The 25,063-nt window shown below is 36.3% G+C and carries 31 protein-coding genes; 15 read left to right on the forward strand and 16 right to left on the reverse strand.

The features are described 5' to 3' along the window. Positions 1-16: 16 nt before the first annotated feature. From J2R98_RS08780 to J2R98_RS08825, 10 genes are all read right to left on the reverse strand, one after another. Positions 17-895, reverse strand: a complete 879-nt coding sequence (locus tag J2R98_RS08780) for a glycine betaine ABC transporter substrate-binding protein (protein WP_307068106.1) — start codon at positions 893-895, stop codon at positions 17-19. A 26-nt stretch (positions 896-921) separates the two neighbouring features. Then, positions 922-1,764: an ABC transporter permease gene (locus tag J2R98_RS08785; RefSeq protein WP_307068107.1), complete on the reverse strand. Its 843-nt coding sequence runs from the start codon at positions 1,762-1,764 to the stop codon at positions 922-924. Further along, on the reverse strand, positions 1,764-2,963 hold the full coding sequence (locus tag J2R98_RS08790) for a quaternary amine ABC transporter ATP-binding protein (RefSeq protein ID WP_307068109.1): 1,200 nt from the start codon (positions 2,961-2,963) through the stop codon (positions 1,764-1,766). Before J2R98_RS08790 ends, J2R98_RS08785 begins: the two co-directional genes overlap by 1 nt. Positions 2,964-3,006: 43 nt before the next feature. Continuing rightward, positions 3,007-3,477, reverse strand: a complete 471-nt coding sequence (locus J2R98_RS08795) for a thioesterase family protein (protein WP_307068111.1) — start codon at positions 3,475-3,477, stop codon at positions 3,007-3,009. A 13-nt stretch (positions 3,478-3,490) separates the two neighbouring features. After that, complete coding sequence (locus tag J2R98_RS08800; RefSeq protein ID WP_307068113.1) at positions 3,491-4,435, reverse strand: L-carnitine dehydrogenase; 945 nt, start codon at positions 4,433-4,435, stop codon at positions 3,491-3,493. Positions 4,436-4,438: 3 nt separating this feature from the next. Next, positions 4,439-5,329 (reverse strand): beta-keto acid cleavage family enzyme, encoded by an 891-nt coding sequence (locus J2R98_RS08805; protein ID WP_307068115.1) that lies wholly within the window; start codon positions 5,327-5,329, stop codon positions 4,439-4,441. A 266-nt stretch (positions 5,330-5,595) separates the two neighbouring features. Then, the gene (locus J2R98_RS08810; protein WP_307068117.1) at positions 5,596-6,159 is read right to left on the reverse strand and encodes a TetR/AcrR family transcriptional regulator; all 564 of its coding nucleotides are present in this window, start codon (positions 6,157-6,159) and stop codon (positions 5,596-5,598) included. 68 nt (positions 6,160-6,227) lie between these two features. Further along, positions 6,228-6,764 carry a D-glycero-alpha-D-manno-heptose-1,7-bisphosphate 7-phosphatase gene (locus J2R98_RS08815; RefSeq protein ID WP_307068119.1) on the reverse strand — a complete coding sequence of 179 codons (537 nt, stop codon included), beginning with the start codon at positions 6,762-6,764 and terminating at the stop codon, positions 6,228-6,230. Beyond that, a complete protein-coding gene (locus J2R98_RS08820; RefSeq protein WP_307068122.1) occupies positions 6,742-7,341 on the reverse strand; it encodes a hypothetical protein in 600 nt (199 codons plus the stop codon). The genes J2R98_RS08815 and J2R98_RS08820 overlap by 23 nt, the downstream gene beginning before the upstream one ends. Further along, positions 7,338-8,162, reverse strand: coding sequence for a hypothetical protein (locus tag J2R98_RS08825; RefSeq protein ID WP_307068124.1), 825 nt, complete (start codon positions 8,160-8,162; stop codon positions 7,338-7,340). The genes J2R98_RS08820 and J2R98_RS08825 overlap by 4 nt, the downstream gene beginning before the upstream one ends. A 162-nt stretch (positions 8,163-8,324) precedes the next feature. Here J2R98_RS08825 and J2R98_RS08830 point away from each other — a divergent pair, with 162 nt between their 5' ends. Beyond that, positions 8,325-8,780 carry a hypothetical protein gene (locus tag J2R98_RS08830; protein ID WP_174758201.1) on the forward strand — a complete coding sequence of 152 codons (456 nt, stop codon included), beginning with the start codon at positions 8,325-8,327 and terminating at the stop codon, positions 8,778-8,780. Positions 8,781-8,945: 165 nt separating this feature from the next. Here J2R98_RS08830 and J2R98_RS08835 read toward each other — a convergent pair whose 3' ends face one another. Further along, entirely contained in the window at positions 8,946-10,511 is a 1,566-nt protein-coding gene (locus tag J2R98_RS08835) for an FAD-dependent oxidoreductase (protein WP_307068127.1), read from the reverse strand. Positions 10,512-10,723: 212 nt separating this feature from the next. Here J2R98_RS08835 and J2R98_RS08840 point away from each other — a divergent pair, with 212 nt between their 5' ends. Then, the gene (locus tag J2R98_RS08840) at positions 10,724-12,391 is read left to right on the forward strand and encodes a sensor domain-containing protein (protein WP_307068129.1); all 1,668 of its coding nucleotides are present in this window, start codon (positions 10,724-10,726) and stop codon (positions 12,389-12,391) included. Between the two features lie 70 nt (positions 12,392-12,461). Next, positions 12,462-12,719 carry a hypothetical protein gene (locus tag J2R98_RS08845; protein ID WP_307068130.1) on the forward strand — a complete coding sequence of 86 codons (258 nt, stop codon included), beginning with the start codon at positions 12,462-12,464 and terminating at the stop codon, positions 12,717-12,719. A gap of 121 nt (positions 12,720-12,840) precedes the next feature. Here J2R98_RS08845 and J2R98_RS08850 read toward each other — a convergent pair whose 3' ends face one another. Next, positions 12,841-14,325, reverse strand: coding sequence for a potassium/proton antiporter (locus J2R98_RS08850; protein ID WP_307068132.1), 1,485 nt, complete (start codon positions 14,323-14,325; stop codon positions 12,841-12,843). A gap of 201 nt (positions 14,326-14,526) precedes the next feature. Here J2R98_RS08850 and J2R98_RS08855 point away from each other — a divergent pair, with 201 nt between their 5' ends. The 4 genes from J2R98_RS08855 to J2R98_RS08870 are packed head-to-tail and all read left to right on the forward strand — an operon-like array spanning position 14,527 to position 16,880. Further along, entirely contained in the window at positions 14,527-15,507 is a 981-nt protein-coding gene (locus J2R98_RS08855; RefSeq protein ID WP_307068134.1) for an ABC transporter ATP-binding protein, read from the forward strand. Continuing rightward, positions 15,485-15,766, forward strand: a complete 282-nt coding sequence (locus tag J2R98_RS08860) for a hypothetical protein (RefSeq protein ID WP_307068136.1) — start codon at positions 15,485-15,487, stop codon at positions 15,764-15,766. Before J2R98_RS08855 ends, J2R98_RS08860 begins: the two co-directional genes overlap by 23 nt. Next, positions 15,754-15,915 (forward strand): hypothetical protein, encoded by a 162-nt coding sequence (locus J2R98_RS08865; RefSeq protein ID WP_307068138.1) that lies wholly within the window; start codon positions 15,754-15,756, stop codon positions 15,913-15,915. The genes J2R98_RS08860 and J2R98_RS08865 overlap by 13 nt, the downstream gene beginning before the upstream one ends. Positions 15,916-15,965: 50 nt before the next feature. Further along, positions 15,966-16,880 (forward strand): DMT family transporter, encoded by a 915-nt coding sequence (locus J2R98_RS08870; protein ID WP_307068140.1) that lies wholly within the window; start codon positions 15,966-15,968, stop codon positions 16,878-16,880. Positions 16,881-16,915: 35 nt separating this feature from the next. Here the strand turns inward: J2R98_RS08870 and mreBH are convergent, their stop codons facing one another. Both mreBH and J2R98_RS08880 read right to left on the reverse strand, forming a co-directional pair. After that, on the reverse strand, positions 16,916-17,923 hold the full coding sequence (gene mreBH / locus J2R98_RS08875) for a rod-share determining protein MreBH (protein ID WP_307068141.1): 1,008 nt from the start codon (positions 17,921-17,923) through the stop codon (positions 16,916-16,918). A 136-nt stretch (positions 17,924-18,059) separates the two neighbouring features. Further along, positions 18,060-18,191: a YflJ family protein gene (locus tag J2R98_RS08880; protein ID WP_017186935.1), complete on the reverse strand. Its 132-nt coding sequence runs from the start codon at positions 18,189-18,191 to the stop codon at positions 18,060-18,062. A 202-nt stretch (positions 18,192-18,393) separates the two neighbouring features. Here J2R98_RS08880 and J2R98_RS08885 point away from each other — a divergent pair, with 202 nt between their 5' ends. Next, the gene (locus J2R98_RS08885) at positions 18,394-19,113 is read left to right on the forward strand and encodes a YkgJ family cysteine cluster protein (protein WP_307068145.1); all 720 of its coding nucleotides are present in this window, start codon (positions 18,394-18,396) and stop codon (positions 19,111-19,113) included. 4 nt (positions 19,114-19,117) lie between these two features. Further along, positions 19,118-19,588 carry a hypothetical protein gene (locus tag J2R98_RS08890; protein ID WP_307068147.1) on the forward strand — a complete coding sequence of 157 codons (471 nt, stop codon included), beginning with the start codon at positions 19,118-19,120 and terminating at the stop codon, positions 19,586-19,588. 113 nt (positions 19,589-19,701) lie between these two features. Here the strand turns inward: J2R98_RS08890 and J2R98_RS08895 are convergent, their stop codons facing one another. Further along, entirely contained in the window at positions 19,702-20,529 is an 828-nt protein-coding gene (locus J2R98_RS08895) for an HAD family hydrolase (protein WP_307068149.1), read from the reverse strand. Between the two features lie 198 nt (positions 20,530-20,727). Here J2R98_RS08895 and J2R98_RS08900 point away from each other — a divergent pair, with 198 nt between their 5' ends. The 4 genes from J2R98_RS08900 to J2R98_RS08915 are packed head-to-tail and all read left to right on the forward strand — an operon-like array spanning position 20,728 to position 23,129. Further along, entirely contained in the window at positions 20,728-21,474 is a 747-nt protein-coding gene (locus tag J2R98_RS08900; RefSeq protein WP_307068151.1) for a lysophospholipid acyltransferase family protein, read from the forward strand. A gap of 60 nt (positions 21,475-21,534) precedes the next feature. Next, positions 21,535-22,005, forward strand: coding sequence for a low molecular weight protein-tyrosine-phosphatase (locus J2R98_RS08905; RefSeq protein WP_307068152.1), 471 nt, complete (start codon positions 21,535-21,537; stop codon positions 22,003-22,005). A 16-nt stretch (positions 22,006-22,021) separates the two neighbouring features. Beyond that, positions 22,022-22,288 carry a hypothetical protein gene (locus J2R98_RS08910; protein WP_307068154.1) on the forward strand — a complete coding sequence of 89 codons (267 nt, stop codon included), beginning with the start codon at positions 22,022-22,024 and terminating at the stop codon, positions 22,286-22,288. Positions 22,289-22,298: 10 nt separating this feature from the next. Further along, positions 22,299-23,129, forward strand: coding sequence for a YihY/virulence factor BrkB family protein (locus tag J2R98_RS08915; RefSeq protein WP_307068157.1), 831 nt, complete (start codon positions 22,299-22,301; stop codon positions 23,127-23,129). Positions 23,130-23,167: 38 nt separating this feature from the next. Here J2R98_RS08915 and J2R98_RS08920 read toward each other — a convergent pair whose 3' ends face one another. Beyond that, a complete protein-coding gene (locus J2R98_RS08920; RefSeq protein WP_370871965.1) occupies positions 23,168-24,325 on the reverse strand; it encodes an MFS transporter in 1,158 nt (385 codons plus the stop codon). 94 nt (positions 24,326-24,419) lie between these two features. Here J2R98_RS08920 and J2R98_RS08925 point away from each other — a divergent pair, with 94 nt between their 5' ends. Then, entirely contained in the window at positions 24,420-24,809 is a 390-nt protein-coding gene (locus J2R98_RS08925) for an OsmC family protein (protein ID WP_307068159.1), read from the forward strand. Positions 24,810-24,813: 4 nt separating this feature from the next. After that, positions 24,814-24,966, forward strand: a complete 153-nt coding sequence (locus tag J2R98_RS08930; RefSeq protein ID WP_307068161.1) for an SE1561 family protein — start codon at positions 24,814-24,816, stop codon at positions 24,964-24,966. Positions 24,967-25,063 lie beyond the last annotated feature (97 nt).

The raw sequence follows: 25,063 nt of genomic DNA on the forward strand, positions 1-25,063 counted from the left end.
TTTATATTGAAGGGGATTAGTTTTCTAACATTTCATCAATATGGTCTTGATTGTTATCGATCCATTCTTGTGCAACTTCTTCTTCATCTGCACCATCTTCAATTTCAACAATCATAGCTTCTACATCGTCGATTGGAATACTCCAATTTGATAGAAATTCGTAAACTTCAGGGTGCTCGTTAGCTAATTCACCGTTTGTTACAACGTGAACGGATGATTGCTCAAAGAAATCTCCTGCTGGTTCTTCAACAATCTTAAGATCAAATTCGTTAAACATAGTGTGTGGTCTCCAACCATAGAAAATGACTGGCTCTTCGTTATTCATCATACGCTGTGCTTGTGCAATCATTCCGCCTTCAGAAGAGTTAACTTGTTCAAAGTCTAAGTCATATGCTTCGATGAAATCATCGATCAATTCTGTTGCACTAGCACCGTCCTCAATACCGTAAATTTCATTTCCGAACATATCTTCGTTACCTTCTAAATCTTCTACAGTTTCAATCTCATCTACATATGTTGGAACAACTAAACCTGCATCTGCATTGTCATAGCTTGTTGCAACTTTTTCAACAGAGTCTTCATATTCATCAAAGTAGATTTCGTGAACTGGCATCCAAGAATCCATGAAAATATCAATGTCTCCACGTGATAAGCCCATGAAAGTAGAGCTTACGTCTGCTTGTGTCTCTTCAATCTCATAACCCATATCTTCAAGAACTAGTTTTGCTACTTTTGTTGGAGGAACTGTACTTGTCCAAGGTGTTACACCAAATGTTAGTGTTCCTTTTTCTTCAACTTCTGCTGAATCTCCGTTACTGTCTTGTTCTTCACCATTCCCGCACGCAGCTAACATAACAAGTGCAAGAGCAGTTAATGTAATAAATAATTTCTTCATGAATAACTCTCCTTTAAATAGATTTATTAAGATTTATTATTTTGACCTTGTCCAATTCCTTGTGTAATACGGTCTAAAATAATCGCTAAGACAACAATACCTAAACCACCGACTAAGCCGAGTCCAATATTTACTCGGGAAATCGCCTGTAATACTGTAGCACCTAAACCTGGCGCACCGATCATCGATGCGATTACAGCCATCGATAGTGATAGCATGATTGTTTGGTTTACACCAGCCATAATGCTTGGAACTGCTAGTGGTAATTGAACTTTAAATAGTAATTGTTTCGAAGTTGACCCGAAAGCTTTTGATGCTTCGATTACTTCTTTAGGTACGTGTCGAATTCCTAAGTTAGTCATTCTTACAGCTGGTGGTGCTGCGAAAATAAACGTTGCAATTACTGCAGAAACCCCACCTAGGCCAAATAGTAAAACGGCTGGTATTAAGTAAACAAAACTTGGTAGAGTTTGCATAAAGTCTAAAGTCGGTCGTACGACACTTTGCACTCGATTATTCATAGCACTTAATATACCAACTGGAATACCAACAAGTAATGAGACGAAAGTTGATACAATAACAATGGATAACGTGTGCATGGACTCTTCCCATATGTCAACAGAGCCGATAAATAACATACCTAAAAATGTGAAAACAGCTAGTCCTTTTCCACCCACGCGCCAAGAGAGAATGACTAGTAGTAGTGTGAATAACTCTGGCGGTATGAATAGTAAGACATCAGTGACAAGATCGACAAAAGCGTTTAGTACTGACCCGATTGAATCGAACGCATTTCCGAACGTTGGTAAAAACCAATCGTCTACAAAGGTATTAGTCCATTGTTCTAATGGTAGTTCAAAGTAATTCATTAGTTAGTCACCTCGTCTTTCTCTTTACCAAGAACAAGTCCTGAAAGAATGGATACACGAGAAATAATGCCTAATAATTTTTGTTCTTCATCTAGGACGACAATTGGATATTTCGTGTCTGCCGCAACACCAATAAGATCGTTTAACGGTGTTGTTGGTGTCGTCGTGTGAACGTCTTGATTTAATACTTTTTCCATAGGAATTTCTTCTTTGTAGGCACGGATTGCATCATCAATTGTTAATAATCCTTGGAAATGATCATCGCGATCAACAACGAAAATACTTGATGCACCGACATCTTCCATTTTCTTAATTGCTGTTCTTGGACCACCTTTATAAGTTGTTAAAACTTCAGGACGACGCATAACTTGTTCAGCATCTAATACTTTTGAACGGTCAACGTCTTTAACGAAGTTACTAACATATTCGTTAGCAGGGTTTTCTAAAATTTCTTCAGAAGAACCGATTTGTACAATTTGACCATCTTTCATAATGGCGATACGATCACCGAGCTTTAAGGCTTCGTCTAAATCGTGTGTAATAAATAAAACTGTTTTGCCTAATTTTTTCTGTAATTTTAATAGTTCATCTTGCATGTCCTTACGAATTAATGGGTCAAGAGCGCTAAAAGCTTCGTCCATTAATAAAATATCTGTATCGTTCGCAAGTGCTCGGGCAAGGCCAACACGTTGCTGCATACCACCACTTAATTCGTTTGGGAAGCTAGATTCATATCCTTTTAATCCAACGTCTTCGATTGCTTTTTGAGCTTTTTGTTCACGTTCTTGCTTTTCAACGCCTTGAATTTCAAGCCCATAGGCTACGTTTCCTACTACATTTCGATGTGGGAAAAGGCCAAAGTTTTGAAAGACCATCCCTAATTTCTTGCGGCGAGCCTCAATGAGCTCATTTTTATTCATGTTAGTTATATCCTCATCATCGATGTATACATGACCGGATGTCGGCTCTATTAATCGATTGACAAGGCGTATTAGTGTTGATTTACCACTGCCTGATAATCCCATAATGACGAAAAACTCTCCTGCTTTTACGTCAAAGGAAGCTTGGTTAACACCAACTGTATTACCGGTATCAGCTAATATTTCATCCTTCGATGACCCTTTATTTAATCGTTCTAAACTTTGTTTAGGATTAGGACCGAATATTTTAGTTAACTCAGAAACTTTTATTTTACTCATAAAGATTCTCCTTTATTTGTAAGGGAAGATGGGAGGGGATAGATTATTTCTTTCTAATCCCAATCGTTCTTCCCACTTGTTTCGGTTGATCTAAATGTTCATGTTTCGACCAAATTGTATTTATTTTATCTTGTACATTTTGAATAAATGGTGCTGGTTTACCTTGGTTTGTATCCATGCCCATTAGCATTTGTTCACTAGTCGCTATGAGTTCTTGTTTTTCGTTAAACATTGAAAATAACACGTGGAGTCGCTTTGCATCATGATCTATTATTTGGATCGTAACTGAAAGCCTCTCACCCTCATGCGCTTCTTTTAAATAACAAAGATGTGTTTCGAGTGTGAAAATGGTATAAGATTCTTTCGTTATAACATCTTGCGTTAGGCCGATTTCACCCATGAACGCATCAACTGCATAGCTGAAAACTTTAGCATACTCAGCGTCATTCATGTGACCGTTGTAGTCGACCCAATCTGGATGAACATGATCTTCGTATTTAAATTCAGTAGTCATTTATAACACCTCTTTATGGCCAGTATTCTTCAACTAAATCCATGAGTTTTACTAGAAATTCGTTACGTTTTCTTTCTAATTCAGCAACAGAGCGTTCACCTGCATGTGATTCACAGCCTGAAATGACACGCTCTTTTAAATCATCTGTTAGTTCAGGTGCTTCTAATTTAGTCCAAGGTAACTTTAGTGCTGGACCAAATTGTTCTAGCATGTGGCGCATACCTTGTTCTCCGCCAGCTAAATGGAATGTCATAAATGGCCCCATTTGCGCCCAACGTAATCCAGCGCCATAAGTGATCGCTTTATCAACTTCTTCTGTAGTAGCAATTCCATCATTTACTAAGTGTAAAGCTTCACGCCATAGTGCTTCCATTAGACGGTCAGCAACAAAGCCTTCAATCTCTTTATCGATTACCATCGGCTTCATATTGGCCATTTCATAAAATTGATATGCTAGATTAATATTCTCTTGATTAGTAGATTCACCACCAACAATTTCAACGAGTGGTAATAAGTACACTGGGTTGAAAGGATGGGCTACGACTAATCGTTCAGGGTTATTCATTTGCACTTGTAATTCTGTCGGTTTAATACCCGAAGTGCTTGAGCCGATAATGGCATCACTTGTAGCGTGTAAATCTATATCAGCTAGAACTTGTTGTTTAAGTTCAACACGTTCAGGAACATTTTCTTGAATTAAGTCAGCATCTTTAACTGCTTCTTCTATAGTCGATACGAAAGTTAGTCGGTTTTGATCGGCTTCTGGGTGTAATCCTAGTTGTTCAACGGAATCCCATGCGTTTTCAATGACTTGTTTCGTCTTTTCTTCAGCACCTTCTGCTGGGTCAAAGGCGATAACATCAAAGCCGTTGGCAAGAAAACGTACAATCCAACCGTTACCGATTACACCAGTGCCGATAATCGCTACTTTCTTTGGTGATTGCTTTGTTAATGTCATAAATTACTTTCCTCCGTTAGGTTGTAACAAGTTGTATTGATCACGTGCTTCTTGTGGTGTCATGACTTCAATGTTGTTGCTGTGCAGTTGTTTGACTGCTTGGTCAACAAGTTGTTCGTTTGTAGCTGGAACGCCTTTCTTAAGGTAAATGTTGTCTTCAAGACCAACACGAACGTTTCCGCCTAATAGAGCTGTTTGTGTAACCATAGGTAGTTGCATACGACCAATACCAAATGCTGACCAGTGAGCATTTTCAGGGATGCGACTGTTCATATAAGAAATTGTTTCTACATCAGCTTCAGCTCCCCAAGGAATACCTAAACAGAACTGATACATTGGATCGTCAGCGATCAATCCTTCAGCAACTAACTGATTAGCGAAACGTAAATGCCCTGTATCGAAACACTCTAATTCTGGTTTTACACCACTGTCTTTTACGAGTTGCGCCTGTTCTCTTAACCAATCCGTCGGGCTCATGTAGATCATGTTTCCGAAGTTTGTGCTTCCACAATCTAATGTACACATCTCAGGAAGTAGTTCTCCAACAGGCTTATGGCGTTCTTGAGGTGTTTGAATATCTGTTCCTTCACCACCAGTAGCTGGTGTATCCAAGCTAGGTATGAAGTCACCTCCACCACCTGATGTAATATTAATTACAACATCTGTATCTGCTTCACGAATGCGGTCAACAATTTCGCGATAATGTTCCACATTGTGACTAATGCCGCCAGTTTTTGGATCACGTGCATGGACGTGAGCAACTGTTGCTCCAGCTTTTGCAGATTCAATTGCAGACTCTGCAATTTCTTTAGGTGTTACAGGAACATTTGGATTCTTTTCTGTAGTATCGCCAGCACCTGTAACTGCTGCTGTTAACATAACTTTTTGTGCCATAGTTAAAGTCCTCCTTGAATAAAAATTGCAATATATAAATTTACTGTACCATCTGGACGGTTTGAAATCCTGTTAAGTACTGTACCATCTGGACGGTTTTTTATCAACAGCTATTTTAAAGATTTTTGGTTGAGTAATATTTTGAAGGAAGGAGTCATCGTTGAGTTGGAGAGGTATAGACGTTGCTTGAAAATTCTATAAAAATTTATTATTTGTCATAAAAAAACTCCACTACAATTTAGTAGTGGAGTCATTTAAAGAGGGAGTTAATTTTTCTTTTCCGATCGGATGTACATATCTTGAACCCATTCGTGTAGGCGTTTATAAACTTGCTTTTTCTGTTCGTGTTCAATTTGATAAATCTCAAATAGTTCCGAAAGCCATATACCGTCTGTAGCTAACCTAATAATCGTAGCATCAACAGGGTCTAAGCCATCATTTTCTATATTAGTTTGCCACTCTTCATATGCGTTATGAAGAGGTTCTAAAAGCTCAGGTTTTACAGCTTTAGCTGCTAATAGTCCTGAGTGCATATCTTTATTAGGATAGCCTTGGTTAAACGTGACATTTAAAAAGGCTCGCGTCCATTTACCTTTATCGAGTGGATCATTATCTACGTTGTTAGCAATTTTTGCGCGGTAGTTATGAGCAAGGTGTTCAACCATACCTTCTACAAGTGCTTCTTTTGAAGGGAAGTGGTAGAGGAGTCCACCTTTACTGATTCCAGCTTCTTTGGCTACAGCTTCGAGAGTAAGGTTAAAGATCCCTTTGTCACTAACGATTTTAGAAGCAGCATTTAAAATTTCGATTCTTCTTGAGTTTTTGCTCATTATCATCCCTCTTTTAATCTAGAATAGAACTATCTATGTAGACACTATACTACCTGGACGGTTTAGTTTCAATTATCATTTTCAATTTTTTCTTCACAAATCCAATTGACTGCTTCGGGTAAGTCGTTAAAAGAGAATTTCGCTTGGTTTGATTCATTAGCTACCATAAGGCTTGTTACTTGTGCAGCATAGCCAGCTTCGATATCAACTTCACGATCACCTATCATGTAGCTTTGCTTTCTGTCTATATGATACTTTTCGATTAAAGTGTTTAACATTCCTGGTTTTGGCTTACGACATTCGCAATCTTCGTGTGGTTTATGCGTGCAAGCTTTAACTTCTTTAATATGTGCACCTGATTTTTCGAACTCATCGACCATGTGTTGATGGATTTCTTTAAGCATATCCTCAGTCATATAACCTAACCCAACGCCACCTTGGTTTGTGACAACAAAAACGTCATAACCACAGTCATGAAGCTTTGCAACAGCTTCTTTAACACCAGGGAGGAAGTGAAAGTCTCTCGGCTTATTAACAAATCTAACACGGCTTGTTTTAACTTCATTAATGACACCATCACGATCAAGAAAAACGGCTTTGTTCATGTGAACTCTCCTTTAATGGTTCTTCATCATCATTATTCTCTTCGATTCGTATAAATTTAAACAGATAAACAAGAAATACGATGTGAGCTATAAGGGCCATCATGGTGAAACTGACAACGACCATATTAAATGTATGAGACTGGACGTTTATGGAAGTTGCTATTATAGCAATAACGATTGTGTTTAAAATGAGAGTAAAGCTTAGTAGCAGGTTAATGGCTTTTGTGAAATTTGCATTAAATAACTCATTTAATTGTTTCATAACTAATAAACAATAAATGACTAGTGCAAACTGTAAAATGGTTAATGTTAGTGTATAGTAATATTCAAATGTTGGTGCAACGGTTGTGTTGAGCTCCACTTCAGTTATAAAAATAGTAGGGACTGATATAATAACTAAGCTAGAAGCGATGATTAATGCAGTTTTAGCATATTTTGAGTGTGCTTGTAATTTTGATAAGCCAACTGCAACGATAATATAACCGACTGTGTCCACAATGATATTAAAACCATTAAATTCGATATCAAAAAACACGATTAGAAATCCAGTTAAGATTAGAGTGAAAGCTTCTCTCATTGTTGATCACCACCATTTGTTTCGATGAATTCATTCATCTCATTTTCTGTTATGTTTGGTGCGTGTTGTAATTGAATTGTTCTAACGATAGATTCGTCATCGTCAATCAATTTAAGTGGGGCACTAACGGCTAAAAAAGGATCTCCGTCATATGAAACTTCAAGTTCAATTTCATCACCTCTTGTTAAATCAGTCGGAAGTTGTTGATCGTATTCGATTATGAAATAGTCTTCAATATTATCATCGATCTTTATTTCTACTAATGTTAAGTCATTATTTACTTGGAAGTGTGCTGTCCTTGTTGTTATCATATTTACATAAGTACTTGAAATATTGGCCTGTGTACTGTGATCATCATCTAGATTCGTTAATGTTAGATTAATAGGTTGTGTTTGAACTGTACCATCAGAAAAATGTATGTCGATTGTTTCAGTACTAAATATTTCTGCATCCGAAAATAAATCATCTAAATCTTGTTGATTTCTCAAAGTAAGACTCGCTCTATGTAAGTCATAATGATTAAAAGATTCGTACGCCATTGAATAAGTCGAATTATTATTATAATCAGATGAATTTGAATCTGGAACGAAAGTAATGTCATCATCAAGTTCAATGTGTGATATCGATCGACTCGATTCTTTATGAGTAACATAATATAAGTCAAATTCATCGGAATGATGTTCAACTTCCATATGGATATAGTGGTCTAAAACAACCGGCTCGTCTATTATGTTAGTGTAGTAATTAACAACATTATATACAGTCCAAAGTATTAATAGGCTTACAATAGATATAATTAACTTTCCATTGATCAATTTCATTATTTTCCCTCCCTTTGAAGCATCTTTCATATCAAACTACCATCTTTTCATTTACTTTTCTAGGAAAAAAATTAATTTTATGAATTTAGCACACGCACCTGTTTTTCAATGTGGGCATACATTGTTGTATGACTGATTTTGAATGGAAGGAGTGCATGAAACGTGTCATTTAATGAACACCATCATTATGATGATGAAAGGCAATGGTTTGGTTTTCCGTTTATTGGTGGAGGGATGTTTGGACCAACTCCAGGCCCACCAGGTGGCGGAAAAGGACCAGGTTTTCAACCAGGACCAGGACCGGGACCAGGGCCGGGGCCACAACCAGGTCCAGGACCAAGCCCGCAACCAGGACCAGGTGCAGGAGGTCCACCATCATCACCACCGCCATCATTTACACCGCAACAGCCACAATTTGGTGTGCAAGCGGTCGATCCAGGTGCAATCCGTGGCTGTCTATACCGTTACACATATATTTGGTTAAATAATAGACAGCGTTTCTGGTTTTATCCAACTTATGTAGGAAGAAGATCAGTTTCAGGGTATCGGTGGACTGGATTCTTTTGGGTTTATTATGGAGTTGATTTAGAAAGAATTGATTCTTTCCAATGTTATTAATAAGAAAAAGAGCTTGGGTGAACCAAGCTCTTTCAATATTTGGTATATCAGCGAAATTTTAATTAATCCGGCGAAAAAATAAATATTCCGGCGAATTTTTCATTAATTCGGCGAAAATCAATTTTTTCCGGCGAACGCACCGCATATTCCGGCGAACGCCGAAAATTAATACCCTGATTCATCGTCTTTCAAAATATCAAGCATTCTAAAATCGTAATTTTTTAGATCTTTTTCAGCAGGTCCTTCTATGACTTCACCTTTATAGGAATAACGAGAACCGTGACAAGGGCAGTCCCACGTATTTTCTGCGTCATTCCAGTTCACTTCGCATCCGGCATGTGTACAAGTTGTATCTACAATGTAGACTGTTTCATCGTCATGCTTATAAGCACCTTTTCGTTGGCCGTTCATTAGAAAAGTCGTCGCTTCACCTTGCTTTAAGTCTTCAACCTCATTTTTCGGAAACTCAATTTTACCTTTTATTAAATGCTTCGTTAAGTCAAAGTTCTCTGAGAAGAACTTTTTCAAACTTGGATCAGCATTGAAGCGTGACGGTTTGTATACTTCTTCGTAAGGGTTTGAATTGCCGAGTACTTTGTCTGTCATAAGTTTTGCAGCGGCAGTACTATTCGTCATACCCCATTTGCGGTAACCTGTTGCAATTAAAACCCGTGGTTCGTCTTTCGTAACTGGACCGACATAAGGTAGCTTATCTAGAGTTACTAAGTCTTGTGTCGACCAGCGATATTCAATTGGAACTTTACCAAAAATCTCTTCTGCTGATCGCTTTAAATTTAAGTAGTGCTTATGCAGATCTTTACCTTGTCCAACTTTGTGACTTTCGCCTCCGAACAAGATATAGTCTTGATTATTGATTGTAGCATGTCTAATTGTACGGCTCGGTTCGTCCACACTTAAATACATTCCGCCTGGATAAGGATTTTGATTTGGGAATGCAATTACATAAGAGCGTTGAGCGTGTAACTTTCCTGAGTAAAGACCTTTTCCTTCATAAAAGGGAAAATGAGTACAGGATAATACGTATTTTCCTTCTACTTTATGACCATCGCGAGTTATAACAGTTGCTGATTGGTCGTTTGATTCGACGTTAACAGCAACTGTATTTTTGTATAGCTTAACACCTTGATCTTGGATAATTTGAATAAGTCTGTTTAGGTATTTAGTCGGATTGAATTGGTATTGATCTTTCATATATAGGGCATTTTCAATTTCAATGTTGAAAGGAATGGAATCTGTAATTTTTCCGTTAATGTTCAAGTTTTGATAAGCTTGATATTCGTTTTCGAGTTTCTTAGCGTATTCACCTGATGTTGAGTATAGGTATGCGTCATGAGTTTCCCAATCACATTCAATTTGTTCATCTTGAATGATTTGTTCAAATAAATTCATAGCATCTTTGTTTGCTTCATAGTAACCCCTAGCAATTTGGTAATTAAAATGACTTAAAAGTTCATCATATATGAGGTTGTGTTGGGCGGTAACTTTTGCGGTTGTATGTAAAGTTGTCCCTTGTACGAGATGTCCAGCGTCAATAAGTGTAATCTCTTTCCCTGATTTAGCGAGTAAATAAGCTGCGGTGATCCCCGTAATGCCACCTCCTACAATGACAACATCCGTTTTATGATCACTTTGTAATGTCTTGAGTTGGTGCTTTTCCATTGTTTTTTTCCATACTGGTACTGACTCTTCTGGTAAACCATCTATATTCATAATGAAACCACCTTTCTAAAGTTCTTCTATACAGTTTTTGTTAAAAACTAAAAGGTATACATGTGATATAATTTGTATGTCGAATTTTGTTTTATTATGTCTTTTGATGTAGGTAAAAAGTACTTATTTTTGGTATATTTTTCTTTAAGGGTATCGTAAAATAGAAATTAGTAACTAAATAGGGGAATTCTGACGTTTTGGGGGCTTAAATTATGTTGAATAATCAGTTGTTGAACCAGGTCTTAATGAGTGGTTTCGATAGCATGGTGTTCGTAATGAGGGTTGAGGGAGAAGATCGCTTTATTTATGAGTTTATGAATGAAACAGCAATGAATCGAACTGGGCTGAATCAGGATGTATTAGGTAAAGGTATAGTGGAAGTCTTACCAGGGGAATTAGCAAGTTCCTTAGTAATTAAATATAGACAATCTGTTGAAAAGAAAACAAATATTTTATTTGAAGGTTCTTTTCATTCAAAAAGTAATGAAAAATACATAAGTGAAACAAAATTGACGCCTCTTTTGAATGAACAAGGTGATTGTACTCATGTAGTAGCTGTAGTAAGAGATATTACTGAGTTTAAAAAAGCTGAACATGCTAGAGAAAGCTCAAAGCGCAGTTTAGAACTTAGTAAACAACGTTATAAATCACTTTTCCTTGATAATGCAGATGCGATCTTTTCAATTGATTATAACGGCAAATTAGTTGAAGTAAATAATGCATTTGAAGAGCTGTCTGGATACCCTAAACAACAATTATTAGGTCAATCTGCTTTTAAATTTGTCGATTCTAGTATAAAACGTCAGTTGAAAAAATGTTTTATTAAAACATTGCGGAAAAAACCACAAAACTTCGAAGTGAATACATATAATGCAAATGGAATGCAACTAGATTTAGATATTACGATGACACCAGTTGTAGTGGAAGGACAAGTAACAGGTGTTTACGTTGTAATTAAAGATATAACTGAGCAGCGTTATGCTGAAAGAACACTTTCTAAAAATGAAGAACGTTTCCGTATGATTGCTGAAAGCTCACACGATTTAATTACATTAGTGGACGGTGAGGGTATAATCACTTACGCCTCGCCATCATATGGTAACGTTTTAGGTTATAACCCAGAATATTATGTTGGACGTTCTTTGTTGCATAACCTACACGAAGGGGACTTTAAAGGTGTGTTGCGTTCATTTGATCATGCACAGGAAACAGGGGAACCTATATCGTTAGAGTTCAGACAATACCATCAAGAAAAAGGTTGGTTATGGTTTGAATTGCAAGGAAAACCGATTTATGACGATAATGGACAATTCCATCAAATGGTCGTCGTAACACGTAACATTTCAGAGCGAAAGGCTTATGAAGAACAACTGAAAATGTTTGCTTATCACGATCCGTTAACAGAGTTGCCTAACCGAAGATTGTTTCAAACAAATTTATCAGAGCATTTAAACGAGTATCAAAAAAGTGGTAAAGGTTTTGCAGTAATGATGCTTGATATTGATAATTTTAAAACGATTAACGATGAGCATGGTCATGATGTTGGAGATGAAGTCATCAAGGAATTTGGAAACCGCATTCAAAGAAGTTTGCGAGAAACAGATTTCATCGCGAGAATGGGCGGTGACGAGTTCATTGCTTTATTGACGAATATATCTTCTAAAAAAGATGCATTAGAAGTTGTTCATCGTGTTAGAAGAGTTGTTGAACAAGTTTGGGACATTAGTGGCGAGGATCTCGCAGTGACAACAAGTATAGGCGTTGCGCTTCCTGACTCTGAACAAGTAACAAATGATGAGTTGATAAAGTTTGCTGACAGTGCTTTATACGATGCAAAATCATTAGGTAAAGATACTTATCAATTGACAACAATCGTATAATCATAGGATTATTAAAGTGAGGCGGTTCATTTACGAACCGTCTTTCACTATGTAAGGAGGGCATACTACAATGATTACTAATCTATTAATTATCTTAGGCATATTATTTATTATAACTTTAGTAATTACTTTAAACATTGCTAAAAATCATGACAGACAAATTAAAGAGTATGAAAGTAGAGGAGCTACACCCGATGAGGAATTAGAGCGTTCTCGTCAATACGAACAAGAGTCTCTGCGTCGAAATATCCCTAATTTAGTGTTGATTTATATTGGATTATTTATTTTAGTCTTCATTGCTGCAATTATCATTTTAACTTTTTTGTAAACTGTAATAATTGTAATAAACAATTAACTCGACCGTAACTTCATGATGGGGATATTTGTGTTATCTTATACTTAAGAGCTCGTAAATATCTCCCTATAAAATAAAAAGAAGGACCAAGTGATTATTTCGCTTGGTCCTTCTTTTTGTTTAATACTTTCATCAATTGTGAGTGATATTTTTTGGAAACGAGAATATACAAGAAATCTCCTTCTTTAATTTCTGTATCACCATAAGGTGTAACTAACTGATCTCCTCTAACAATTGCAGCAATCGATGATTTTGTTGGGAATTCAATTTCATGTAATTTCATTCCAACAACATAATTATCTCTGTTGGTTTGGAATTGAACAACTTCTGCGTTTGCTTTAGCAATCGAGATTAGTTCGATTGAGTGGTGTGGTGTGTCTTTGACAGGACCCATTAAACCGAGTCGGCCTGCTACGTTTGAAATTGTAGCACCTTGAATGAGTGCGGATGTTAATACGACGAAGAAGATGATGTTAAAGAACTCTTCTGCACCCTCAATTCCCGCAACAATTGGGAATGTCGCTAGCACGATTGGGACAGCTCCGCGTAAGCCAGCCCATGATATGAAAAGTTTCTCCTTAAGTGTATATTTCATTTTAATCGTTGATAAGAAGACAGCAATCGGTCTTGCGATGAAAATTAAGACTAGAGAGATTAGTAATCCCGCAACAATATTAGACAGTTGGAAAACTTGTTCAGGAAAAGCTAATAAACCTAGGATAATAAACATCATAATCTGAGCAGTCCAAGCAACACCTTCATTAAATTGGAAGATAGAATAACGATAAGTTAATTCCGAATTCCCAATCACTAATGCTGCTACATATACAGCAAGAAAACCACTCGCATCAATGAAAGAGACAGCACTGTATGTAAGAAATGCAAATGATATCGCTAGTATTGGATAAAGTCCACTTGATTCAAGGTTAATTTTATTAATCGCTTTATAACCTAATTTACCAATGGCTAAACCAAGAAGTAAGGCAATTCCCATTTGCCAAAAGAATGAAGGGATTAGCATCCATAGACTAGAGTCATCACTAATAATTAATTCTATAAACATTATGGTTAAGAAGACTGCCATCGGGTCGTTTGTACCAGATTCTGCTTCTAACGTTGCACCCATTTTCGCTTTAATATTACGTTCTTTTAATGTTGCGAAAACGGCAGCAGCATCCGTTGAACCTACAATCGCTCCAAACAAGAATGCTTCTAGCAAAGTGACGTCTAGAATTAAATAGACAGCTCCCCCAGTAACCAAAGCAGTAATAAACACACCTGCTGTAGCAAGTGAAATCGAAGGTGCTGCTACAGAACGGATCGTTTTCCACTTCGCTTGTAGACCACCTTCAAACAAAATAATAATTAAAGCAAGAATACCAATAAATTGGGCAATTTCAACATTATCAAAATATATAATTCCTAACCCATCACTACCAACTGCCATACCGACAGCAATAAAGAGTACTAGTGAAGGGAGGCCTAATCGACTTGAAAATTTTGCAGCAACAATTCCGCTTAATAGTAAGAAAGCAATTAAAAAAATCAATCCATCGTTTCCAAACGCTTCAACAAGCATCCCGTTCCCCCTTCTTAAATATAAATTTTTTCTTTTCTTATTTTATCACAAATCATAGAGAGCAGTTATTATTTTGATTTTAATGGTATACATTTTCCAAATTTATTCAGTCTTTAGACGGATAGAAAAAGGTTCTGAGGGATGTTTGTCAAATATATACAAAGTGATTAAATGTTTATAAAGAGTAGGGAGGCTGTTTCAATGGAACGAAAATGTGTTGTACAAGTTGAAGATTTGTCTAAGTTTTATCAAAAACGAAAAACTAAAGAAATTGTAAAAGCAATAGAAGGTGTTAGTTTTGAAGTTTATGAAGGTGAAATACTAGGCTTGTTAGGTCCAAATGGGGCAGGGAAAACGACGACCATTAAGTCTATGTGTGGATTGTTAAAACCAGATGAAGGTAAGGTTAAAATTTTAGAAACGGATGTTGAAAAGTCTCGACTTAGAGCGCTGAACCATATTAGCGCTGTATTAGAAGGTAATCGAAACCTTTATTGGCGTTTAACTGTAAAAGAAAACCTTGAATATTTCGCAGGTAATAGAGGGACTAGAAGGAAGAATGTGCAATCAAGAATTGAACATTTACTAAACCAATTTGATTTAAAGAAGAAGGAGAATGAGTTGGTCAGTAGTTTATCAAGAGGGATGCAGCAAAAGCTAGCAATAGTTGTGGCACTTCTGGCTGATACTGAAGTTATTCTTTTAGATGAACCAACATTAGGGATCGATGTGGAAACAGGTTATGAAATTCGAGAGCTATTAAAGGAAATTGTTAAAAAAGAGAACAAAACAATTATTATAAGTTCTCATGATATGCCTGTTGTTCAAGACCTGTGTGAAAGAACAGTCATTATTAACCATGGAAAAGTTATTACTAATGAAAAGGTTGATAATTTAATCGACCTGTTTGAGACGAAAGCATACTGTTTATCGTTAGGTGAAGAGTTAAATAAGCAGCAGATTCTCCAAATTGAATCCCATTTTCCTATCTATGAATATAGTGATCAAAAGTTAGAAGTCACACTAGAAAACGATGGTGACATTTACTTCTTAATGGACATTTTAAAAAGTGCATCAACTAAAATTGAAAAAATTGACCGCACGACAATCGATTTTGAACAAGTGTTTATGAACTTGATTAGTAGGGAGGAAAATGAGAATGTCGTTAGTTCATCTAATTAGTGCCAATACGAGAATGGAATTTATTGAATTAAAACGTTATTTACCCAATACGATTGCTATGTTTTTGACGTTTTATATTATCTTTTTAGCGATGTTTTTTGGGATAAATGTTATTGGAGACCCTCAACACGCTGAGACTAATATTCAATACGGAATCGTTAATATGGTATTTTGGTTTTTAACGATGATGACGTTATCGAATATTGGATTTACGATTACTCTTGAAGCAACAAGAGGAACTTTAGAGTGCGTGAAGTAATGATTCATGGTTATGCATGGAGTCATTTCACTGCAGCTGATTTTACGATTTTAATTATAAACTCTTTAGTGTATTTAATTATTGGCGTGTTAATTTACTTAAAATGTGAGAAAGTCGCAATGACGAAAGGTTTGATTGGAAACTATTAATCTTGTATAAATATTAATTCATGCTAAGATAGCGTAAGGGTGGTGAAGAAATGGTTCGTTCTTACGTATTCTTAACTATTACAGTCATCATATTTTCTGGGAACTTACTAGTAGGTAAGGCAATTAATGATTTACCGCCGATTACAATCACATTCTTCCGCTGTCTTATAGCGTTATTAATTGTCATTCCTTTTGCGTGGAAGCAGTTGAAATGGCAGAATCATGTTTTGTTTGAGAATTGGAAGCCGTTATTTGGATTTGCTTTAACAGGGATCGTTACGTTTAACGTTTTAGTTTATTTAGCGTTAAATTACACATCGGCGATTAATGCTGGAATTGTTGAAGCCTCAACACCCATGTTTGCTATCATTTTAGGCTTTTTCATTCTAAAAGAGCGCTTAAGTAAAAGGCAGTTATTCGGAATAGTGTTATCTTTTGTCGGTGCTGTTTGGGTGTTATCAAATGGTTCAATCAACACGTTATTATCGTTGCAATTTAATCCAGGTGACTTAATCATGTTGTTAGCCATTTTAGTGTGGGCTGTTTATTCACTGTTAGTCAAGCAGCATAACCATAAGTTTCCGATTTATAGTAGTATAGTTGCGATGTTAAGTATAGGTATAGTCCTTTTATTACCGCTGATGTTAGTCGAATGGTATTTCGTTGGCTATCCATTTGTTCAAACTGACATTAATCTTTGGTTAGGACTTATTTATTTAGGGGTTTTTCCTTCTTTTATTGCCTTAATGCTTTGGAATTTAGCAGTTGCTGATATAGGACCATCACTTGCCAGTGTGTTTTTAAACTTATTACCTGTCTTCACAACCATAGGAGCGGTATTATTTTTAAATGAAACGTTACTGTTAGCACATGTATTGGGTGGTTTGTTAGTTATTGTAGGCGTATTATTAGTAAACTTGAATTTGAACAATATAAAATATTTTAGAAAACATAAAGCTTGGTAATAGAAAAGGTGACCTTAAATAGGTCACCTTAATTTTTATTTTGAGGCTTTTTGAAGTTTATGAATCATTTGAAGTGATTTTCCAGTACCGATTGCTACACATTCAAGTGGATTTTCTGCAATGTGAACTGGAACGTCTACTTCACCAGTAAGCCATTCAGACATTCCTTTTAGTAGTGCGCCACCACCTGTAACTGTAATACCTTGGTCTACGATATCACCGCTTAGTTCTGGTGGGCAATTTTCTAATGTTGATTTAATCGCTTCTAAAATGTTTTCTAACGGCTCACGAATAGCTTCTTGGATCTCTTTAGAGTCTAGCGTGATCGTTTTTGGTAAACCTGCTACTAAGTCGCGACCACGCACTTCTATAATGACAGGTTCGTGTTCAACTAAAGCATATCCGATTTCCATTTTAATTGTTTCAGCAGTGCGTTCACCGATTAGGACGTTGTAGTTTTTACGAACATATTGAATAATTGCTGCATCAATGTGGTCGCCACCAACTCGTACAGATTGAGCTGACACGACACCACCGAATGAGATGATGGCTACTTCACTAGTTCCACCACCGATATCAACTACAACGTTAGAGACAGGCTCATCAACAGGTAAGCCAGCACCAATTGCGGCAGCTAATGGCTCTTCAATAATGTGAACATGTTTAGCGCCATATTCTTTAACAGCATTTTCAATCGCACGGCGCTCTACTGACGTAGATCCTGTTGGTGCACAAATAATTACATTAGGTTTACGCATGGAAACACCGACACGCTTGCTAACTTTCTTTAACATTTCACCTAACATTTGTGATGTTACCTCATAATCTGCAATAACACCATCTTTTAATGGTCTAATAGAAGTAATATTAGCAGGGGTCTTACCGATCATTTCTTTAGCCTCATGACCAACTGCTAGTACATTTCCTGATTTCGAATCAACTGCAACAACGGAAGGCTCGTTAAATACGACGCCTTTACTTTTACTATATATTAATAAGTTTGCAGTACCCAAGTCTATTCCAATTTCTGCATTTGCAAACATTGTGATGCCCCCATATCTTTTATGTCTGTTTATATTATCTATACAATTCGTAAGTTTATCACGATTTTTGGATGGTTGACGTTAAGAATTTTTGACAAAAAAATTACAGAGGTCTTAACCTCTGTAATAATACTGGTTATTTTTGCTTACTTTCTAATAAGTTAGCAAGAGTCGATGCATCATATTTTTCTATTTTACGACCTTCGTAATTGTTAATGCCAATTTTTTTAAGCTCAGATACGTACCAACCTTTAGTACCTACGTACATGAATAGCCCTCCTTTAGTTTCACCCTAAAAAGTATGCAAAAGATATTTTACCATCAAACCTTTACATAAAAAAGAGTTAAGCATAGAATTTATTAGGAATTTTATTGATGAATTAGATATAATGGAGTACAGTTAGCTCCAAAAGTAATCATAACATTTGATTTATAAAAAGAAAACAATTAATTATAGAAAGGTTTTGACTATGTCATATAAGTCACTTGAAGAGGTGAAACAGCGGTTAGAAAGGCTCGGGACGTATGAGCTAAATGAAGAAAATTTTGTAGAAGTTGCAGAATATGCACTAGAAAAAGATAAACCAATAGATCGATTAATAGAAGGGTACCATCAATTACTCGGCGAAGTGTCGAATGAAATGAAACGAATGGATGACCATATGGGGATGACGCCAACATGTCAGATGGGGTGTGCATTTTGTTGTTATTTCCCTATTATTATTACAAGACTTGAAGCTAAAATGATTATTCATTCGATTGAATCAATGTCGGAAGAACGAAAGAATGATGTAAAAACACATTTAAAAACGTACTTTGAACAAAACGAGGAGAAAGTAGAACATTGTACATCTTTAGATTTTCAAAGCGAGGACATTAAATTTGACTATATGAAAGCACAATTGCCGTGTCCATTATTAAATACTGAAACGAATACGTGTATGGCTTATGAATCACGCCCATTACCATGTCGTACTTATGTTAATTATATGGATCCTAAAATTTGTGAAGACAATTTAGTCCCAGAAGAAACGGTAAGTTTTGAGTTTTTATATGAAGATTATATGGGGAATTTAAATGAGATTGCTCAAAAAGTGGCGCATGAAGATGAGACGGTTGAATACCCGGATAATTTATTTGAGTATAATTATTTGCCAGTCTTTCTAAAAGAGTGGATTCAAAGGGGATAGTATGGTGTTTAAAAGAATTGCTTTTATTTCTGTCATAGTTGGCTTATTGATTTTTTTCATTTTTATTGAACTACAAAAGTTCCAAACGTTTGATGAGGCGATGTCAGAACGTTTAGAGGGTGAGACTAATATCGAATATTTTACTGTCAGTTCATATGCTTCATACCCAACATATGAAGCAGACTCTGAACCAATTGAGAGTGATGTTTACGATTTATTTCAAGAATTAGGATCAATTGAATTAGGGGAGGCTGATTTTCATATAGGTGATATGCAATATGTGATTCATGTGTATATTACGACTGAAGAGAGTGAGGATTACACGAAACATAGTAGCTTTCTGATTCACCTAAATGAAGAAGCTGTGCGAATGAACGGAGTTCGATATGAAGTTAGAGACGACTCCAACCCTGTTGAAATATTGGAAGGATGGCTTAACGAAAACGAGATAGAACTAAAGCCATTTGAAGTGTAAAAGAGGCTGGGACAAAAGGGATGGAGCGGTGAGAAAAGATAAACCCGAACGAAGTCAAAATATGATTTCGTTCGGGTTTTGTGTATTAATGCTTAGTTTTGTCTCAGCCTCTTTTATTGATCACTAAGTGTTTCAACTAATAATAGACGATCGTCATCAACTGGTTTTACTTTTGCATCTGTTAACCACATCGCTGACATTCCTAATTGTAAAGCAGGGGCGATTTCGTTCATAAAGTTATCCCCAACAGATAATACCCTGTCTGGTTTAATGTTATAACGATCTAAAACGCCTTCAAAGTGCTCTTTCGTATAGACAGGTTTACGCGCCCAAGAAATTAACTCTACGAAGTATTTGTCTAGTTCAAGGAATTCAAGTAAACGTTTTGCATCTTCTTCATCACTATTAGTACAGACGATTAACGTATGGTCTTGATAAATTGACTCTAAATATTCTTGTAGTCCAGGTGTTTGGTTTAAAAAGCCGTCAAGTTCAGCCATTTGTTCTTTCGTCTTGTTATAAGACTCTTGAATCGTGTCAACTGTAATTCCAAAATGCCTTGCTATCGCATATGGTGGCCACCAACCATCACCAATTGGTACCCAATTAACGAAGTCGAAGTCAGTTGCTTTAATTTTATTTGGTGCATCATCAATTTGGACCACTTCATTACTCCAATTTCTTGCCTCTGTTAATGCTTCGGTAAATGGATCCCAAGTCCAGATTATATCACGTTTGCCATCATAAATTTTCCCGATCTGTACAGGGTGATTGCCTGCTAAAATACGGTTATAATGCTCGTCAAACTGCTTTTGTTCATCAGAAGATAGTTTCGTTTTCAAATTTTCAGTATGTAGTTTGAAATGCTCTGTACCCTCATATAAAGTTCCATCTAAATCAAATATCACTAAGTCATGTTGTTCTAAAAAACGCTTGTCCATACCTTCCACCTTCCTTTTCACTTTTCTCTCTAATATGAGCTCCAAACAGTGTGATACTTAGTTTTGCGCTCAAGCCTTAGTTAAAGTTATTTTACCATAGTTGTGTTTCGACATTAAGAAAGTCGTGACATAAAACTACTATTTATCACTAGTTTCATGTAAAATATACATGAAATCAACAAGCGAAAGGAAGTCAGCATGCGAACGGTATGGACATTCACCTACGCCATTAGTTTTTTATTTTATGCATCAAGAAAATTAAAACAAGTAAAGAAAACGACAACATTTGAACAACAAGAAACGATTCACCAAGTACCAAAAAAGTTTGGTAAACAAGTTGTGAAAAGGTCAGGTTCAAAAGTAGTAGTGAGAGGGGAAGAGAATATTCCTGAAGGGTCTTTTTTAATTGTGAGCAATCATCAAGGTAATTTTGATATTTTTACGTTGTTGGGTTATTTTAAGAAGCCTTTTGGGTTTATTGCCAAAATGGAGTTAAGTCGAATTCCAGTTGCGAAACCATGGATGGATTATATGGGGTGTTTATTTTTAGACCGTAATGACCGAAGACAGTCAGTAGAAACGTTTAAACAAGGCATTAAAATGTTAGAACAGGGTTATAATTTAGCTATTTTCCCAGAAGGCACAAGGACGAAGAGTAGTGAGATGGGGGAATTTAAATCAGGTAGCTTCTCATTAGCGAAAAAATCAAATGTGCCTGTCTTACCTGTTATGATTAACGGAACATATAAGTCTATGGAAGCTAACCATAATCGAATTAAACCAGGAACATTTTATTTAACAATTTGTGAACCCATTATGCCAAATGAGTATGAGAATATGAGCTTGCAGGAATTATCTGATGAAACTCAAAGAAGAATTCAACAAGAGTTAGATCGGCTTGAAGGGGTTAAATACAAGGAAGAGAACAGCTTGCAAAGTGTTTAAATTAGGTTGAAAAGGGATATAGTTAATAAGTGCGAAATAAGAATGTGAAGGTGATTCAAAATGGAAAAAGTTTTATTTGTATGCTTAGGGAATATTTGTCGTTCACCAATGGCAGAAGCAGTATTTCAGGACCTTGTTAGCCAAAAAGGTTTAGAAGATCAGGTTGTTGTTGATTCAGCGGGTACAGGTGATTACCATATCGGCTCCTCGCCACATCAAGGGACATTAGATCTATTAAAAGAAAACGGAATCAATGGTAACGGGCTGACAGCTAGACAAATTAATCAAGATGATTTTGTGCATTTTGATTATATTATAGCAATGGATGATGATAATATTAGAAATATACACCAAATCGAAGTGGATGGACATCAAGCTGTTGTGAAAAAGCTATTAGATTATACTCCTAATTCAACGGTAAAGAATGTGCCAGATCCTTATTTTACAGGGAACTTTGATGAAACATTTGACTTAATATCAACAGCTTGTAAATACTTACTCGATGATATTAGGAGTGAAAAAGATCTCTAAAATTGGAGGTAATACAATGCGCTTATGGCAAAAAGGGATAGTGTTTGGTGCGTTAATCGGATTTTTATTAACACTATTTAAACGTGAAGAACGACAACATGTTTTAAACCAATCAAAAGAAACAGTTAATCAAGTGAAGTATATTTATCAACATCCTTCACAATCTGTTCACCAACTACGAGTTAAATTAAATGATGTTATGTCAGGTGTTGATCAGTTTATTTATCAATTAGATCAGATTGAAAAGAAAATGAGTGAGAAAACAAATAAACTCAATCAGTAGGTGAATATGTGTGATATTTGAGAAGAAGTTTTGGAAAGAGTTATTTCATCGCTTCTCTGCCGATGAAGTGCCAGCATTATCAGCAAGTTTAGCCTATTTCTTTTTACTTTCACTACTCCCATTTATGATTTTCTTGTTAACGTTAGTTGGTTTCTTGCCAATTAATCATGATCAAGTATTTCGGTTAGTGGATGACTATTTTCCTCCTGATACTATGGGACTTGTTCGAGACAACATTGATCACCTAATGGCGCAGCGAAATGGTGGTTTATTATCTCTCGGTTTAATTGGTACGATATGGGCTGCTTCAATTGGGGTCAATGGTTTAATTCGTGCCTTTAATCGCGCATACGAAATTAACGAAGAACGGCCATTTTTTGTAACACGCGGTTTAGCCATTGCCTTAACGGTCTTAATGGTTTTAGTGATCGCTGTTGCTCTAGTACTTCCTGTCTTCGGACGATTACTTGGGGAGTTCTTCTTTTCGTTCTTCGGTGTTACAGAGCAGTTTCTAGCTGTATGGGAGTCGATGCGTTGGGTCGTTTCGGCGTTTGTTATGATTTTTGTTTTAACTGTTTTATATATTGCTGCACCGAGCCGAAAGATTAAGTTCGCCCACGCGATTCCTGGAGCGGCAATCGCGACGATTGGATGGCAAGTGTTATCGATTGGTTTTGCTTTTTATGTAGAGAACTTCGGGCAATACTCAGCTACGTACGGGAGTTTAGCTGGTGTCATTGTACTTATGGTTTGGCTATTCTTATCTGGAATGATGATTATTATTGGCGGTGAAATAAACGCAATTCTTCACAAATATAAAGGACGGTTAATTTCAAAGTAAAAGAACTAGAGAGCGCTTTATGCTCCCTAGTTCTTTTTTTAGTTAACAGGTTTAGGTCTTTTAAGAAACATTAATATTAAAATAGCGAAAGTGAAGGTGATAATGATATAGAAAAATGAAACGTTTGGAAATAAATCTATAAAGCTTCCACCAAATAATGGGCCAGCTATACTTCCCAAGCTGAACATGACACCACACAATATATTGCCGGCTGGAAGCAGGGATTGTGGCAATAAATCAGTCATAAATGAAACCCCTAAAGAGTAAAGAGAACCAACAAGCATACCAGCGATCGCAAAAGTGATCATTAACCCTATTATTGATTGTTCAAAAAATGTGGCAACCCAGAAAGTAATTGTTCCGCCTAACAATACAAAAATAAGCACTTTATGGCGTCCAACTCGGTCACTTAATATACCTAATGGAATTTGCGATATTAGGCTTCCTGCAGCAAAAAACGGAATAATAAATGAGATCATAGTGACTTCATGTCCGATCCTCATAGCATAGACAGGGAAGTTACTATGTAAAGCTGTTTCTAGAAAGCCGTATGTGAATGGCGCAAGAAGTGCAATCCAAGAATACTTAAAAGCACCTTTAAAACGAGTCGTTGTCTTCGTTGTTGTCACCTGAACTTCTTCATTAACAGGGAAATCATTTCTAACAAAAAAGATTAAAGACCATACGAGTAGACAAAGCACCGAACTTAATATAAATGGTAAGGCTTGATTAATCTCGGCTAAAGGTGTCATTAATGGGCCGACAGTGAAACCAAGACCGAATGATAATCCATAAATGGCGACTGAACGACCTCTTTTAAATTCGGGTGTTGTCGTTGTGATCCACGTTTGCGTTCCGAAATGAAGAATATTATCTCCAATTCCTATTAAGAGACGTAAAACGAACCAAAACCAAATCGACTCCCATAAAGTAAAAAAGAATAACGATGAGAAGACGATCACGCCACCAAATAATATGATCGGCTTATAACCATATTTACGTAAAGGTGGTTCTAAGAAAGGCGATATGATTAAGATCCCTATGTATAATGCAGTTGCATGCAACCCATTTATTGTAGATGAAACACCTTGTTCTTCTAATAAGACGGCAATTAAAGGAAGGAGCATGCCTTGTGAGAAACCTGAAATACCAACAAGGGCAACTAAGATCGCGAATCTTCCCCGAGCTTGTACGATATTACCCCCTCCAATCGAGTTAAGATGGTGTTATTGTATCGTAATTTCGTGTTAAAATAAATCTAATACAAACAATATAAAAGGAGCGCTTGAAATGAAATTTAATGTAACAGACCAACATATTACTACAGATTTAGAATATGACCAGTTAGTCATTTCAGGGGATGAATCAGAAGGGTTTAGACCTTTCCAATTAATGGTGTCATCACTTGCAGGGTGTAGTGTTTTAGTATATAAGCGTATTTTACAAAAACAGAAAATTGAATACGACGAAATGACAGTAGAAGCGGAAGTAAAACGAAGTAATGATGCTGTGAATAAAATTGAGAAGGTTAATTTACACTTTAAAGTAACAGGAAAAGATCTAAATGAAGAGAAATTACAAAAAAGTTTAAATACAGCTTCGAAAAACTGCTCAATGGTTCAATCGGTTGTACCGACAATTGAGGTTGAGGAAACAGTAGAAGCAATCAACAAGGAGTAATCACATGTCAGATGAAAAAAACATAGAGTCAGTGAGGTCGCGGTTAGCGAATTTGTTAGAACAGATTGAATCGGTTGATCCTGAGAAACTAACGGTTGAAGATATCGATCGCTATATTAACTTGCTAAATGAAATGGAAGAAAAATTAAATCAATAATTTGGCCAACCCCCGCATAAATTTTTTATGAAAGGGGGTTGAATTTTTTAACGAAAGATTTTATCATGATAAAGTGTTAACGTGATAATGAGATAAT

The organism is Alkalibacillus filiformis (assembly GCF_030814115.1).
Classification (GTDB): Bacteria; Bacillota; Bacilli; order Bacillales; family Alkalibacillaceae; genus Alkalibacillus; species Alkalibacillus filiformis.

What these genes read in the sequence shown, in the direction of transcription:
- J2R98_RS08780 (WP_307068106.1), bottom strand. Translation starts at nt 895, where the DNA reads ATGAAGAAATTATTTATTACATTAACTGCTCTTGCACTTGTTATGTTA.
- J2R98_RS08785 (WP_307068107.1), bottom strand. Translation starts at nt 1,764, where the DNA reads ATGAATTACTTTGAACTACCATTAGAACAATGGACTAATACCTTTGTA.
- J2R98_RS08790 (WP_307068109.1), bottom strand. Translation starts at nt 2,963, where the DNA reads ATGAGTAAAATAAAAGTTTCTGAGTTAACTAAAATATTCGGTCCTAAT.
- J2R98_RS08795 (WP_307068111.1), bottom strand. Translation starts at nt 3,477, where the DNA reads ATGACTACTGAATTTAAATACGAAGATCATGTTCATCCAGATTGGGTC.
- J2R98_RS08800 (WP_307068113.1), bottom strand. Translation starts at nt 4,435, where the DNA reads ATGACATTAACAAAGCAATCACCAAAGAAAGTAGCGATTATCGGCACT.
- J2R98_RS08805 (WP_307068115.1), bottom strand. Translation starts at nt 5,329, where the DNA reads ATGGCACAAAAAGTTATGTTAACAGCAGCAGTTACAGGTGCTGGCGAT.
- J2R98_RS08810 (WP_307068117.1), bottom strand. Translation starts at nt 6,159, where the DNA reads ATGAGCAAAAACTCAAGAAGAATCGAAATTTTAAATGCTGCTTCTAAA.
- J2R98_RS08815 (WP_307068119.1), bottom strand. Translation starts at nt 6,764, where the DNA reads ATGAACAAAGCCGTTTTTCTTGATCGTGATGGTGTCATTAATGAAGTT.
- J2R98_RS08820 (WP_307068122.1), bottom strand. Translation starts at nt 7,341, where the DNA reads ATGAGAGAAGCTTTCACTCTAATCTTAACTGGATTTCTAATCGTGTTT.
- J2R98_RS08825 (WP_307068124.1), bottom strand. Translation starts at nt 8,162, where the DNA reads ATGAAATTGATCAATGGAAAGTTAATTATATCTATTGTAAGCCTATTA.
- J2R98_RS08835 (WP_307068127.1), bottom strand. Translation starts at nt 10,511, where the DNA reads ATGAATATAGATGGTTTACCAGAAGAGTCAGTACCAGTATGGAAAAAA.
- J2R98_RS08840 (WP_307068129.1), top strand. Translation starts at nt 10,724, where the DNA reads ATGTTGAATAATCAGTTGTTGAACCAGGTCTTAATGAGTGGTTTCGAT.
- J2R98_RS08845 (WP_307068130.1), top strand. Translation starts at nt 12,462, where the DNA reads ATGATTACTAATCTATTAATTATCTTAGGCATATTATTTATTATAACT.
- J2R98_RS08850 (WP_307068132.1), bottom strand. Translation starts at nt 14,325, where the DNA reads ATGCTTGTTGAAGCGTTTGGAAACGATGGATTGATTTTTTTAATTGCT.
- J2R98_RS08855 (WP_307068134.1), top strand. Translation starts at nt 14,527, where the DNA reads ATGGAACGAAAATGTGTTGTACAAGTTGAAGATTTGTCTAAGTTTTAT.
- J2R98_RS08860 (WP_307068136.1), top strand. Translation starts at nt 15,485, where the DNA reads ATGTCGTTAGTTCATCTAATTAGTGCCAATACGAGAATGGAATTTATT.
- J2R98_RS08870 (WP_307068140.1), top strand. Translation starts at nt 15,966, where the DNA reads ATGGTTCGTTCTTACGTATTCTTAACTATTACAGTCATCATATTTTCT.
- mreBH (WP_307068141.1), bottom strand. Translation starts at nt 17,923, where the DNA reads ATGTTTGCAAATGCAGAAATTGGAATAGACTTGGGTACTGCAAACTTA.
- J2R98_RS08880 (WP_017186935.1), bottom strand. Translation starts at nt 18,191, where the DNA reads ATGTACGTAGGTACTAAAGGTTGGTACGTATCTGAGCTTAAAAAAATT.
- J2R98_RS08885 (WP_307068145.1), top strand. Translation starts at nt 18,394, where the DNA reads ATGTCATATAAGTCACTTGAAGAGGTGAAACAGCGGTTAGAAAGGCTC.
- J2R98_RS08895 (WP_307068149.1), bottom strand. Translation starts at nt 20,529, where the DNA reads ATGGACAAGCGTTTTTTAGAACAACATGACTTAGTGATATTTGATTTA.
- J2R98_RS08900 (WP_307068151.1), top strand. Translation starts at nt 20,728, where the DNA reads ATGCGAACGGTATGGACATTCACCTACGCCATTAGTTTTTTATTTTAT.
- J2R98_RS08905 (WP_307068152.1), top strand. Translation starts at nt 21,535, where the DNA reads ATGGAAAAAGTTTTATTTGTATGCTTAGGGAATATTTGTCGTTCACCA.
- J2R98_RS08910 (WP_307068154.1), top strand. Translation starts at nt 22,022, where the DNA reads ATGCGCTTATGGCAAAAAGGGATAGTGTTTGGTGCGTTAATCGGATTT.
- J2R98_RS08925 (WP_307068159.1), top strand. Translation starts at nt 24,420, where the DNA reads ATGAAATTTAATGTAACAGACCAACATATTACTACAGATTTAGAATAT.
- J2R98_RS08930 (WP_307068161.1), top strand. Translation starts at nt 24,814, where the DNA reads ATGTCAGATGAAAAAAACATAGAGTCAGTGAGGTCGCGGTTAGCGAAT.